Raw genomic sequence first — 12,603 nt, 5'->3', positions numbered from 1 at the left:
CCCCAACAACGGGGAGGGGGCCCAAGGCTGGGCCCCTCACAGGCGGTGGGCGGCGCCGGTGGGGCTGGCGCCACGCGTATCCAGCAGAATCTGTGCCTTCGCCGCAAGCCCCTGCAAGTCATACACGCGATGGTTCTGCAACAGCAGAGTGAGGTCCGCCTCCGCGGCGGCCTCATAGAGCGCGTCCGCGCGGGGCACGGGCTGCCCCGCGACGCGCCACTGGTGGACGTACGGGTCGTGGTAGCTCAGCTGGGCGCCCAGTTCCTTGAGGCGTCCGGCGACCTCCCGGGCGGGGGAGCCCTCCTGGCTGGCGAGGTCGGGTTTGTAGGTGACGCCGAGCAGCAGGATCCGCGCGCCCCGCGCGGACTTGCCGTGCTCGTTGAGCAGCACGGCCGCGCGCTGTGAGACATAGCGCGGCATCCGTTCGTTGACCTCTTGTGCGAGTTCCACCATGCGGAGCGGATAGCCGAGCGAGCGGCTGTGGTACGAGAGGTAGTTGGGGTCGACGGGGATGCCGGGGCCGCCTACTCCCGGTCCCGGCCGGAAGGACTGGAAGCCGAACGGTTTGGTTTCCGCGCACCGCACCACGTCCCACAGGTCGATGCCCAAGTCATGGCAGAAGACGGCCATCTCGTTCATCAGTGCGATATTGATGTGCCGGTAGTTGGTCTCCAGCAGCTTGGTGGTCTCCGCCTCCCGGGGCCCGCGGGCGCGCACGACCTTGGTGAGCCGTCCGTAGAACGCGGCGGCCGCCTCCGTGCAGGCGGGGGTGAGGCCGCCGATGACCTTGGGGATGGCGGTGTAGCCGTGGGCGCGGTTGCCGGGGTCGACCCGGGTGGGTGAGCAGGCGAGGTGGAAGTCGCGGCCGGCGCGCAGCCCGGAGCCCTCTTCCAGCAGGGGCCGTACGACGTCCTCGGTGCAGCCGGGGTAGACGCTCGACTCGACGATGACGATGGTGCGCGGTCGCAGCTGTGCGGACAGGGTGCGGGCCGCGGTGCGGACCGCGCTCATATCGGGGGCACGGTTGGGTCCGAGTGCGGTGGGTGCGCAGATGACGGCGGTGCGGACCCGGCCGAGGACGGCCGGGTCGTTGCTGGCCCGGAAGCCTTTGGCGAGCATCCGCCGCACCTCGGCGGCGGTCAGCGGCGCGTCACCCGGGGGGCGGCCCGCGCCGATGTCGGCGACGGTCGCGTGGTCGGGGTCGTACCCGATGGTGCTGATTCCGTTCGCCGTGGCTGCCTGGGCGAGCGGCAGCCCCGAATGGGCGAGTCCCAGCACGGCGAGATCTGCGGGCATGACAGCGGTCTTCCCTTCCCCTTATCGTCCCGGTTCCGTCCCCGGGCAGCACCGGGAGTGGCGAGCGGCGCGCATTAAGGTTAAGAGCCCATATGACAGACAAGTCGGATTGCGCGCTCAGCACGGCCGACGATCGGCCAAAGTCGCGGGAATGGGGGACCATCGACAGGGGGACCACGGGGGCGGTGTCCGAGAACTGACGACAACCCGACGACAGGCACCAGGCGAGCACCAGTCGAGCATCAGCCGAGCAGCTTGGGAGGCAGCAGTGAGGACAGCGGCACTGGGACCGGAACAGCGCGCGGACGCGCTGGCGAGAATGGCCGAGACCGAACTCGATGTGCTGGTGGTCGGCGGCGGCATCGTCGGCGCGGGAACGGCGCTGGACGCGGTCACCCGCGGTCTGTCCACCGGTATCGTCGAGGCGCGCGACTGGGCTTCGGGCACCTCCAGCCGTTCCAGCAAGCTCATCCACGGCGGGTTGCGCTATCTGGAGATGCTGGATTTCGCACTGGTGCGCGAGGCGCTCAAGGAGCGCGGACTGCTGCTGGATCGGCTGGCGCCGCATCTGGTCAAGCCGGTGCCGTTCCTCTACCCCCTCCAGCACCGCGCCTGGGAGCGGCTGTACGCGGGCACGGGTGTGGCGATGTACGACGCGATGTCGGTCTCCTCCGGGCACGGCCGCGGGCTGCCGAGGCACCGTCACCTCTCTCGCCGTCATGCGCTCCGGGTGGCACCGGCGTTGAAGAAGGAAGCGCTCGTGGGTGCACTGCAGTACTACGACGCGCAGGTTGATGACGCGCGTTTCGTGGCGACCCTGGTGCGCACGGCGGCGGAGTACGGGGCGCTCGCGGCCAACCGCGCGCGGGTGGTCGGCTTCCTGCGGGAGGGTGAACGGGTCGTCGGGGCGCGGATCGAGGATCTGGAGCAGGGGGGCGAGTACGAGGTGCGGGCCCGTCAGGTCGTCAACGCGACCGGGGTGTGGACGGACGACACCCAGGGGCTGATCGCCGAGCGCGGCCAGTTCCACGTCCGCGCCTCCAAGGGCATCCACCTGGTGGTGCCCAAGGACCGCATCAACTCCACGACGGGGCTCATCCTCCGGACGGAGAAGAGCGTGCTGTTCGTCATCCCGTGGGGGCGGCACTGGATCATCGGCACCACGGACACCGACTGGGACCTGGACAAGGCGCACCCGGCGGCCTCGAGCGCGGATATCGACTATCTCCTCGACCACGTCAACTCGGTGCTGGCGGTGCCGCTGACCCGGGACGACGTGGAGGGTGTGTACGCCGGGCTGCGCCCGCTGCTGGCGGGGGAGTCGGAGGCGACGAGCAAGCTGTCGCGCGAGCACACGGTCGCCCACCCGGTGCCGGGTCTGGTCGTCATCGCGGGCGGCAAGTACACGACGTACCGGGTGATGGCCAAGGACGCGGTGGACGAGGCGGTGCACGGGCTCGACCACCGGGTCGCCGACTGTGTCACCGAACAGGTGCGGCTGGCCGGCGCCGAGGGTTACCACGCGCTGTGGAACGGGCGGGCGCGCCTGGCCCAGCGGGCCGGGCTGCATGTGGCACGGGTCGAGCATCTGCTGGGCCGCTACGGTTCGATGACCGAAGAGGTGCTGGATCTGATCGAGAAGGATCCCAAGCTGGGCGAGCCGTTGCCCGCTGCGGACGACTATCTCAAGGCGGAGGTCGTCTACGCGTGCACGCACGAGGGCGCCCGCCATCTGGACGATGTGCTGACGCGCCGAACGCGCATCTCCATCGAGACGTTCGACCGGGGCGCACGCAGCGCACGCGAGTGCGCGGAGCTGATGGCACCGGTGCTCGGCTGGGACTCGGACCAGGTGGACCGGGAGGTCGAGCACTACGAGAAGCGGGTCGAGGCCGAGCGCGAGTCCCAGTTGCAGCCCGACGACCAGACGGCCGACGCGGCGCGGCTGGGAGCGCCCGACATCGTGCCGGTGTAGCCGGTGCGGCCCCCTTACGGAGAGCCGCGCAGCGCGGGGGACCCGGCCGTGGGTCCCCCGTTGGACTGGTCATGCCCGCAAGGGCTGTTGGGCGTGTGAACCCGCGTGAGGAGTGGTGGGGCTGTGGTGTAACTGTGCCGCCCCCGTACACGTCTTGTCAGAGCGATGGTTCACAATGAAGGCTCTGCCGGGGGCGGGCTCTCACGCAGAGGGGACACAAGGGGATTCATGAGCGAGGACGCGGGACGGCTGGTAGGCGGGCGCTATCGGCTCGGGGGTGTCCTCGGGCGTGGCGGTATGGGCACCGTCTGGCGTGGCGAGGACGAAATCCTGGGCCGACGTGTCGCGGTGAAGGAGCTTCGGTTCCCCTCCAGCGTCGACGAGGAAGAGAAGCAGCGGCTCATCACCCGCACCCTGCGTGAGGCCAAGGCCATCGCGAGGATCCGCAGCGGCAGCGCCATCACCGTCTTCGACGTCGTCAACGAGGACAGCAGGCCCTGGATCGTCATGGAGCTGGTCGAAGGCCGCTCCCTCGCCGACAAGATCAAGAACGACGGGCCGCTGGAGCCGCAGCGCGCGGCGGAGGTCGGCCTCGCCATCCTCGACGTCCTGCGCGCCGCCCACCGCGAGGGCATCCTGCACCGCGACGTCAAGCCCTCCAACGTGCTGCTGGAGGACGGCACCGGACGTGTGGTCCTCACCGACTTCGGCATCGCCAAGGTCGAGGGCGACCCGTCCGTCACCTCCACCGGCATGCTGGTCGGCGCCCCCTCCTACATCTCCCCCGAGCGGGCCCGGGGCAAGCCGCCCGGCCCGCCCGCCGACCTGTGGTCGCTGGGCGGTCTGCTGTTCGCCGCCGTCGAGGGCCGTCCCCCCTACGACAAGGGCTCCGCGATCTCGACGCTGACGGCGGTGATGACCGAGCCCGTCCCCTACCCCGAACACGCGGGTGAGCTCAGCGAGGTCATCGCCGGTCTGCTGGTCAAGGACCCGGAGAAGCGGCTCGATGTGGACGGCGCCCGGCTGCTGCTGGAGCCGGTCGCCAACGGCCACAAGAGCCCGCCGGGGCGGGACGCCGACGGGCCGGCGGAGCGTACCTCCATCCTGCCCCCGGTGCCGTCCTCGTCCTCCGCCCCGGCCCCGTCGGGCTCCGCGTCCCCGGGGCGGAGCGGCGGCCCCGCCTACAGCTCCGGTACGACCGGCGGCAGGCGCAAGCGGCGCTCCGAGGGTTCCGGTTCCGGCGAGCGGCTGCGCGGGGCCTTCAAGTCCGTACGCAACGCGGCGGCTGCCGGCGGTGCCGGTGCGGCGGGTGCGAGCTCGGCCGGCGCAGCGGGCCGTACGGGCACCGGCTCCGGTTCCGGTTCCGGCTCCCGTTCGTCCTCTCCGTCGCGCGGCGAGGGCTCCGGCGGCGCCGCGTCCGGTGGCACCCGCTCGGGTCCCAGGCACGGAGGCGGCTCTGCGCAGGGCGCGGCCCCCTCCGCCGCCCGCGCCTCCGCGACGCCGCCGGCGCCCACGAGCCCGCCGCGCCCCTCGACGCCGCCCGCCTCCTCCCCGGGCCGGCACTCGGTCACGAAGGGCGACGGCGCGAGCGAGCGGGCCGGCGGCCGGGGTGTGGGTGCGACGGGTGCGGCAGCGGCCGGCTCGGGCGCCACCGGTACCGGTACCGGCACCGGGGCGACGACCGACTCGGGCCCGGGCACCGGCGGATCCGGCGGCGCACCGCTGCCGGTGCCGGGCACGGGAAGCGGTGGCAGGGCGCTGCCGCCGGAGAGCGGCGGCAGCGACGCGATCACCTCGTTGCGCGATCTGCGGGAGCTGCCCGAACTGCGCAAGGGCCTCTCACGGCGGACGCTGGCCATCGCGGCCGCGGCCGTGGTCGCCGTCATCCTCGTGATCGTGCTGATCGTGGCCAACCTCGGTGACGACTCGGGCGGTGGGGGCGGCAACGCCTCCAACGGCGGTTCCGCCGACACGAGCGCCGACGGTCAGGGCGGCGTCAGAGAGGGTGAGCAGGCCGACACCGGCGGGGCGGCCGAGGGGGACGGCAAGTCCTCCGGGGGCGGGCAGAACGACGAGTCCGGCGACGACGAGAAGGGCGACTCCGCGCTGCCCGACGGCTACGCCCCGGTCAAGGACGGCCGGTTCCACTTCTCCGTCGCACTGCCCGACGACTTCGAGCGTGCCGGGATAGCGGGCAAGAACTCCGGGCGCAAGTACGCCGCGTCCGGCGGTGGCTATCCGCGGATCCAGATCGACCACACCAGCAGCCCCGGGGCGGACGCGGTCGGTGCGTGGCGCAAGTTGGAGCCCGCGGTCAAGGGCTCCAGCCCCGGTTACAAGTCGCTGGGTATCAAGAAGGTCGAGTGGCGCGGCTACCCGACGGTCGCCGACTGGCAGTTCCTGCGCAAGGAGAACGGCAAGAAGGTCCACGCCCTCAACCGTGGCTTCAAGGTCGACGGTGCCAACGGCTACGCGATACTCATCACCTGCGAGGCGGACGCCTGGCAGGAGAAGGAGTGTGTGACGCTCCGGAAGACCGCGTTCAAGACGTTCAAGCCGCGCGCCTGACGGCCCGTCGACGGCGCACCGGGAGCCCGCGGGCACACACCCCGGCGCACACGCGCCGGGCACGCGCCTCACCGTGCGCGGACGGCCCACCGGGGCCGGACGCGTGCGACGCAGGTGTGTTCCGGGCGGCCGAGGCGCGGTGACGTAGCCGGTTCCCGGACGTATCGTGAAGGACGCGGATCGTCGCTGCGCGGATCGCAGCTGTCCGCGAGGAGGCGGAAAACTACAACGACAGTGGCGGTCTCGTGCGCGGTGGGGAGGGCGTCGTGGAGGAGAACGCGGGATACGCGGGTCGGCTGTTGGCCGAGCGCTACCGCCTGCCCGTGCCGCCCGCCGACGCGTACGAACTCGCCGAGTCCCTGGCCTGGGACGTGGCCAGCGGGCAGGAAGTCTTCGTCCGCCAGGTGCCGTTGCCCGAGGTCGTCGAGGCCGAGATGGTCGACGACGGTTACGGCGCCCCCGGTCGGGGCCCCGGCGGTGGACCGCACGGCAGCGCCGGGCGGGCGACCCGGCGCCCGGCGGACCCCGCGGTGCGCAGGGCCATGGAGGCGGCCGTCGCCGCGGCGCAGCTGCCCGACCATCCCCGGCTCGACCAGGTCTTCGACGTCTTCGTCGAGGACGACGGGCTGTGGGTGGTGAGCGAGTTGGTGCCCGCCAGACCTCTCGCCACGCTGCTGGCCGACCGGCCGCTGGGCGCCCACCGCGCCGCCGAGATCGCCGCCGATGTGCTGGCCGCACTGCGTGTCGTGCACGCGCACGGCTGGGTGCACCGCAACATCACCGCTCGCACCGTACTCATCTGCGAGGACGGGCACGCGGTGCTGACCGGCCTCGCGGTGGGGGCGGCCGAGGAGGCGCTGTGCGGCTACGATCCGCTGCCTCCGCCCCCTCCGCACATCCCCGGGGCGGGTCCGGACGGGGGACCCGAGTCCGGGGCCGGGCCGGAGGCAGGCCCCGAGCTCCGGCCCGGGAGCGGCGTGGCCGCGGGCGAACCGGCGCCCGCGACCTGGACCGGACACCGGCTGCCCGAGGGCTTCACCGCCCGCGAGGACGGCTCGTATGTGCCGGGGCGGGACGGAGGACACCACGAACACCACCCCGGCGTACGTCCGGCCGGTGGCCAGGAGCGGCGCAGGGGCATCTTCGGCTTCGAGGGCATCGAGCCGGAGGAGGACGTACGTGGGCCGCGCGGACAGGGCCCCTCCGGCCGTGACGGCCTCCCCGACGAGGTCTCGGCGCGGGCCGCGCGGCGTGGCGCGATAGCCGCGTACCGCGAGGGCGCCCAGCGGGCCGCCGCCGATACCCGGGACGCCGGGCGCCCCCAGGAGGGGCGGGACGAGGGGCTCCGGAGCCAGGCTGCCGCCGACTGGTGGTCCACGAGCCCGGCCGACGGCGTGGCAGGCCGAGGCGCCGCGGGCAGGCGCGGGCCGCGGCACGCCCTCGACGACGACGTGCGCTGGCTGCCGTCCGACGAGGACGAGGTGCTGCCCGACGCGCTGCCCGACGGCGATGTGCGCGGGGTCGGGCGCGAGGAGATCTACGGTCCGCACGCGGCGGGCCCGTACGGCGCGCCGCTGCCGTACGGCCACCGGCCCGGCACCGGGGCGGAAACCGGCACCGGCCAGGACGCAGCCGCAGGAGCAGGCGCAGAAGCAGGCGCAGACGCCGCCGCCGTTGTCCCCGGCGGCGGCGAGGCAGCGTACGGGGAACCGGACGACGGCCCCTGGGGCGCTACGGCAGCGTACGAGGAGCCGGACGAGGGCCCCTGGGGCGGTGCGGAGGCGTCGGCCGGCCGCTATCGAGGGCCCGCCACGGCGCTGGCGGCGGAGCGGGCCCGGCACGCTCGGATGACGGTCGTCGGTCCGGTCACCGAGCGCTGGGCACCGGAGCAGGCGGGGCCCGTGTACGAGAACTGGCGGCTGGCGCCGCCCGTCGGCCCGGCCGCCGACCTGTGGTCGCTGGGCGTGCTGCTCTTCCGTGTCGTGCAGGGCCACGCGCCCTACCCCGAGGACAGCGCCGCCGAGTTGGTGCAGATGGTGTGCGCGGAGCCGCCCGCGTTCGCGGAGGACTGCGGGCCGCTGCGTCCGGTGGTCGAGTCGCTGATGCGCCAGGATCCCACCGAGCGGCCGGACGTCGAGGAGCTGCGGGGCTGGCTGCGTTCGATCATCCGCTCGGCGCCGGAGCCGGACGTGGGGCTGCGGACCGTCACGGCGCCGCTCACTCCGGACGCCGGTGGCCCGGCCGACCCGCATCGGCTGCCGATCGTGCGGCGGCGCGGCGAGCTGGTGCGCAGACGGCGGCGGGCGAAGCGGGCGGCCGGCGCGGGCCGGACACCGCGCCGCGAACCGGAGCAGCAGCCGCGGGTCGAGCCCGTGCAGGTCGAACACCCCGAGCCGGTGCAGCGGCACCGCGGTCCGAACCGCGGTGGTGGCCCACGGCGGCTGGGGCTGCTGGTACTGGTTCTGATACTGCTCGGCATGGCGGCGGCGGTGGCGTTCGTCGTGCTGTTCCTGCCGGACAACGAGGGCGGGAAGGGCGCCCGGAAGGGCTCGGTCGTGGTGCCCGAGGAGCACAAGCCCGAACCGGCGCCGAAGCCGACGGGCGAGGGCAGGCCCGACGGCAAGTCCGACGGCAAGTCCGGCGGCGAGAAGAGCGGCGAGCCCGGCGACAAGGGCGCGGGAAGCGACCGCGGCGACGAGAGCGGCGAGGCCCCCGAGGGCTACCGGATCAGCCGCGACCCCGCCGGGTTCCGGATCGCCGTGCCCAAGGGGTGGGACCGCCGTCCCGTCGACGGGCGCGGACAGGTGCGCTATTCCCCGGGAGGGTCCCCGGGCGGCGGGGTCGAGATGGTGCTGGCCAACGGCCGGGACAGCACGGGGGAGTTCGGCAAGGACCCGATGGCCTACCAGGGCGAGAAGGAGCCGGAGCTGTCGGCCTACCGCGCCTCCGACTGGGCGAGCACGCGCGGGCTGCGGCGTATCGACGTGGGCGACACGGCGATGGCGGAGGGCACCTTCAGCTGGCGCGAGGACGGCGGGCGTCAGATGTACGCCCGCAACCGGGCGATGATCCTGGACGGGCGCTACCACGTGCTGCTCGTAGTCGGCTCCGAGGGCCGGAAAGCGCAGATAGACCGGCATTTCGAGGCGGTCGCCGACACCTACCGCGTCACCCGGGCGCGTTGACGTCACAGCTTCGTGAACGAACTGGCGACCGCGCTGCCGGTGGGTAATGGTGGGTGCATGACGAACGAGGGGGACCGGTTGGACGAGTCGACCAGCTACGGGCTGCGACCGCCCGTCGCCGCACACCCCGGGGGGCAGCCGCCCGCCGGAGTGCCGCAGCAGTCGTCGCCGCCGTCCCCGCGCTCCGCGCCGTTCTCCCCGCCCTCGGGTGCTCCCCGGCCGTCGGCGCCCGGTGCGTACGAGCCGACGGAGGTCGCCGTGCCCCCTCGGCCGGGGCCGGCGGCGACCCGGGCTCCGGGCGGCTGATCGGCGGCCGCTACCGCCTCACGGCCGGGCTGGGGCACGGCGGTATGGGCACCGTGTGGCGGGCCCACGACGAGGTGGTCGACCGGGACGTGGCGGTAAGGAGCCGCGGTTGCCCGACCATCTCTCCCGGCGCGAGCGCGAGACGATGTACACACGGATGCGGCGTGAGGCGCATACCGCCGCGCGGATCGACCACCCCTCCGTGGTGACCATCCATGACGTGGTCGTGGAGGACGAGCAGCCGTGAATCGTCATGGAGCTGGTCCAGGGGCGGTCGCTGGCCGATGTGCTGAACGAGGGCACCCTCGATGTGCGCGAGGCCGCCCGGATCGGGCTCGCCGTGGCGGGCGCGCTGGACGCCGCGCACGAGAAGGGAGTGCTGCACCGTGATGTGAAGCCGGACAACGTCCTGCTCGGCCGCTACGACCGGGTGGTGCTCACCGACTTCGGCATCGCGCAGGTGCAGGGCGAACAGGGGCTCACGGAGGCGGGGGCGTTCGTCGGCTCGCCGGAGTTCGTGGCGCCCGAGCGGGTGCTGGGGCAGCGGCCGGGTCCCGAGTCGGACCTGTGGTCGCTCGGCGTCGTGCTGTACGCGGCGGTCGAGGGCGTCTCGCCGTTCCGCCGCTCCAACTCACCCGCCACTTTGCAGGCGGTGCTCTCCGCCGAACCTCAGCGCCCGGCGCGCGCTGAGCGGGTCCGGCGCCTTCGGGATGCTGCTCACCCGGTTGCTGAGCAAGGAGCCTGCGCTGCGTCCGGACGCGGCGGAGGTACGGCAGACCCTCGCGGATGTGGCCCGTCCGCCGCAGGCCGCCCGGCCGGTGCCGGGTCCGGAGGGGGGTAGTGCTCTCGTCCGGGTGCTGCGCGGCTTGGGCGGCAAGCTGCGCACCAGTCGCGGCTGGCAGTTCGGCACGGGCGGCGTGGTGCTCGCGATCGTCGCGGCACTCGCGCTGTTCTTCGTCTCCACCGCCGACCAGGCGCCGGAGGGCTACACGACGCGGAACGAGGACGCGCGGGTGCGGGCGTCGCTCGCGGTGCCGGAGGCGTACAAGCGCAGCGCGAACGAGGACGAGGTGGCCTTCACCGATCCGGGGAACGTCGTCTCCCTCAAGCTGAGCCGCGGCAACAAGGACGTCAAGGAGAACTCTCTCTCCTGGAGGCCAATTTCTGGAAGGGCTTCTACGAGGACGGCGCCGAGGAGGGCTACGACGAGACGATGCTGGAGGTGGAGTCGCGGGTCACCGAGGCGAAGCAGCAGGGCGAGGACGCGGCGGAGGTGTCCACCACCTACCGGCCCAAGACGGATGTCGGGGATCCCGAGGCGCCCATGAAGTTCCGGCACGAGCTGGTCTACGTCAACGACGACGGTGTCCGCTGGCGGCTGTATGTGGACATGCCCGCCAAGGGCACGTCGCGCGAGGACGGCGAGGCCGTCTACCAGGAGGCGAAGGAGTCCCTCAAGATCAATGATCTGTAAGGAACCGTCGGCCGCTCTCCGCTCTGCCAGCAATCACTGGCAGATTCCGTGAAAAGCGGTTACCGCTGGGTATACGAGCCCGCGCCCGTGGTCGTACGCTCACTCGCATGACGGACTCGCAGGACAGCACCCGCCCCACGTCGAGCACTGCGCAGGCCCCCGGCAATCCGGTGGCCGCCGCCCCCGAGAAGGCCCGGACCGCGGCCGAGGTGGTCACTCCCGCACTCGTCGCCGCGCTGACCCGTGACGTGGTGGGCAGTGGCAAGACCAGCAGCCGTTCCCCCTTCACGGGGGAGGTGCTGGCGGAGCTGCCCGAGTCCACCCCGGAGGACGTCGCCACCGCCTTCGAGGAGGCCCGCACGGCCCAGCGCGACTGGGCGGCCACTTCGGTACGGCAGCGCGCCGCGATCCTGCTGCGCTTCCACGACCTGGTGCTGGCCCGCCAGTCGGAGGTCCTGGACCTCATCCAGCTGGAGACCGGCAAGGCCCGGCTGCACGCGCACGAGGAAGTCCAGGCGGTCGCCGTCGCCGCCCGCCACTACGGCCGCAAGGCTCCCTCCTATCTGCGGCCCAAGCGGCACACCGGCGCGATACCCGCACTGACCAAGGTCACCGAGCTGCGCCACCCGCGCGGAGTCGTCGGGCAGATCGCCCCCTGGAACTACCCCTTCGAGCTGTCCGTCGGGGACGCGCTGCCGGCCTTCGCGGCGGGCAACGCCGTCGTGATGAAGCCCGACACACAGACCGCGCTGACCGCGCTGTGGGCACGCGATTTGCTGATCGAGGCCGGACTGCCCGCCGACGTGTGGCAGGTCGTACTCGGCGAGGGCCCGGTGATCGGCCCCGAGGTCACCGACCGGGGCGACTACATCTCCTTCACCGGCTCCACCCGCACCGGACGGGAGGTCGCCAGGCGTGCCGCGGCCCGCCTGGTGGGCTGCTCACTGGAACTGGGCGGCAAGAACGCGATGCTCGTCCTGGAGGACGCCGACCTCGACAAGGCCGCGGCGGGCGCGGTACGCGGCGCGTTCTCCTCCGCCGGGCAGCTGTGCATCTCCATCGAGCGGCTGTACGTCCACGAGTCCGTCGCCGACGCCTTCCTGGAACGCTTCGTGGCCCGCACCCGGGCCCTGCGGCTGGGCGCCTCGCTGGCCTACGGCGCCGACATGGGCTCCCTCGTCTCCGAGCGGCAGTTGCGCACCGTCGAGCAGCATGTGGCGGACGCCGTCGACAAGGGGGCCACCGTGCTGGCGGGCGGCAGGCCGCGCCCCGACATCGGTCCGCTGTTCTACGAGCCCACCGTGCTGGAGGGCGTCGAGCCGGCGATGGCCGTCTGCGGTGAGGAGACCTTCGGTCCCGTCGTCTCCGTCTATCGCTTCTGTGACGTCGAACAGGCCGTCGAGCTCGCCAACGCGACCTCCTACGGGCTCAACTCCAGCGTGTGGAGCGGCAACGGCCGCCGGGCGCGCCAGATCGCGGCCCGGCTGCGCACCGGCACCGTCAACGTCAACGAGGGCTACGCCTCCGCCTACGGCAGCGCCCAGGCACCGATGGGCGGCATGGGCGACTCCGGACTCGGCCGCCGGCACGGCTCGGAGGGCATCCTCAAGTACACCGAGCCGCAGACGGTGGCGCATCAGCGGGTGCTGCCCATGGCCCCGTCGCTGGGCATGAGCGACGAGGCGTACGCCGCCTTCATGTCCCGCTCCCTCAAGGCGCTGAAGGCGCTCCGCTTCCGCTGAACCGTCCACCCCTCGGCCGTTGCCCCCGCGTACGGGGCCCCTTCCGCACCGTCACCG

Annotated in this window: 6 protein-coding genes and 1 pseudogene; 6 read left to right on the top strand and 1 reads right to left on the bottom strand. The window is 72.9% G+C overall.

Going from position 1 to position 12,603, the window contains the following annotated elements; translation table 11 throughout:
• Positions 1-36: 36 nt before the first annotated feature.
• The gene (locus KBY19_RS14085) at positions 37-1,296 is read right to left on the bottom strand and encodes a nucleotide sugar dehydrogenase (protein ID WP_210965883.1); all 1,260 of its coding nucleotides are present in this window, start codon (positions 1,294-1,296) and stop codon (positions 37-39) included.
• 268 nt (positions 1,297-1,564) lie between these two features.
• Here KBY19_RS14085 and KBY19_RS14080 point away from each other — a divergent pair, with 268 nt between their 5' ends.
• The 6 genes and pseudogenes from KBY19_RS14080 to KBY19_RS14055 all read left to right on the top strand — a co-directional run bounded on the left by KBY19_RS14080 (position 1,565) and on the right by KBY19_RS14055 (position 12,546).
• On the top strand, positions 1,565-3,271 hold the full coding sequence (locus KBY19_RS14080; protein ID WP_185017908.1) for a glycerol-3-phosphate dehydrogenase/oxidase: 1,707 nt from the start codon (positions 1,565-1,567) through the stop codon (positions 3,269-3,271).
• Between the two features lie 228 nt (positions 3,272-3,499).
• The gene (locus KBY19_RS14075; RefSeq protein WP_210965882.1) at positions 3,500-5,839 is read left to right on the top strand and encodes a serine/threonine-protein kinase; all 2,340 of its coding nucleotides are present in this window, start codon (positions 3,500-3,502) and stop codon (positions 5,837-5,839) included.
• Between the two features lie 266 nt (positions 5,840-6,105).
• Positions 6,106-9,024 (top strand): protein kinase, encoded by a 2,919-nt coding sequence (locus tag KBY19_RS14070; RefSeq protein ID WP_307843508.1) that lies wholly within the window; start codon positions 6,106-6,108, stop codon positions 9,022-9,024.
• A gap of 57 nt (positions 9,025-9,081) precedes the next feature.
• A complete protein-coding gene (locus tag KBY19_RS37220) occupies positions 9,082-9,330 on the top strand; it encodes a hypothetical protein (protein ID WP_210965884.1) in 249 nt (82 codons plus the stop codon).
• Positions 9,327-10,804: pseudogene (locus tag KBY19_RS14060) on the top strand (serine/threonine-protein kinase). The gene KBY19_RS37220 and the pseudogene KBY19_RS14060 overlap by 4 nt, the downstream one beginning before the upstream one ends.
• 107 nt (positions 10,805-10,911) lie before the next feature.
• The gene (locus KBY19_RS14055; RefSeq protein ID WP_210965880.1) at positions 10,912-12,546 is read left to right on the top strand and encodes a succinic semialdehyde dehydrogenase; all 1,635 of its coding nucleotides are present in this window, start codon (positions 10,912-10,914) and stop codon (positions 12,544-12,546) included.
• Positions 12,547-12,603 lie beyond the last annotated feature (57 nt).

The organism is Streptomyces sp. B15, assembly GCF_018070605.1.
Classification (GTDB): Bacteria; Actinomycetota; Actinomycetes; order Streptomycetales; family Streptomycetaceae; genus Streptomyces; species Streptomyces smyrnaeus.
Note: the sequence above shows the minus strand (reverse complement) of the source record. Positions and strands in the feature narration are given on the sequence as shown.

Excerpts from the sequence above, each read along its gene's own strand:
- KBY19_RS14075 (WP_210965882.1), top strand. The coding sequence starts at position 3,500 with ATGAGCGAGGACGCGGGACGGCTGGTAGGCGGGCGCTATCGGCTCGGG.
- KBY19_RS14085 (WP_210965883.1), bottom strand. The coding sequence starts at position 1,296 with ATGCCCGCAGATCTCGCCGTGCTGGGACTCGCCCATTCGGGGCTGCCG.
- KBY19_RS37220 (WP_210965884.1), top strand. The coding sequence starts at position 9,082 with ATGACGAACGAGGGGGACCGGTTGGACGAGTCGACCAGCTACGGGCTG.
- KBY19_RS14055 (WP_210965880.1), top strand. The coding sequence starts at position 10,912 with ATGACGGACTCGCAGGACAGCACCCGCCCCACGTCGAGCACTGCGCAG.